Origin of the sequence: Pseudoalteromonas sp. SWYJZ98 (genome assembly GCF_015864495.1) — a bacterium.
Taxonomy (GTDB): Bacteria; Pseudomonadota; Gammaproteobacteria; order Enterobacterales; family Alteromonadaceae; genus Pseudoalteromonas; species Pseudoalteromonas distincta.
The window spans coordinates 1-590 of the sequence record NZ_JADYXA010000110.1 but is presented as its reverse complement, the minus strand read 5'-3'; the positions used below and the strand labels follow the sequence as shown (position 1 = coordinate 590).

Below are 590 nucleotides of genomic sequence, written 5' to 3'. Positions count from 1 at the left end.
CGCTCGATAAAGACAAATACCGAATTACTATGGCAGTTGCTGGTTTTAGCGAAAGCGAGCTGAGCATAGAGTCAGAAAACAACACACTAGTTGTTGCGGGTATTAAAACGGGTAAAGAGCATGCCAGTGAGCGTAAATTTATTCACCAAGGCATTGCAGATCGCAATTTTGAGCGTAAGTTTCAGTTAGGAGATCATGTAAGAGTTATCGCTGCTGATTTAGCCCATGGTTTACTCAGCATAGATTTACAACGTGAAATACCTGAAGCGTTAAAACCGCGCAAAATAGCAATCGGTGGCAATGATTTGCTCGAAGATAAGTAATTCACTTTAAATATTTTCCACTGTTTTAGCCGCCTCGCTTGAGGCGGTATTTTTACCATTGTAATTTATGTTTAACGACCTTGTTGTGTATTTTAAAAGAGTAAATTTAAAAAATTATTTGTTATTTGCTTGAAAACAATTTTAACGTCCATATATAGATAAGTAGAGGACGCCTGATGGGTCCTTGTTAAACAGAAGTAATTGAAATTTATATTATTAATTAAACTTCATTTGTGTTTGTTCATTAGAAAAGCACAACTGAAATAT

Annotated in this window: 1 protein-coding gene; it reads left to right on the top strand. The window is 35.4% G+C overall.

Translation table 11 applies throughout. From position 1 onward, the window contains the following. On the top strand, positions 1–323 hold a 323-nt coding region (locus tag I6F10_RS20050), incomplete at its 5' end, for an Hsp20 family protein (protein WP_197099320.1). Positions 324–590: the final 267 nt, after the last annotated feature.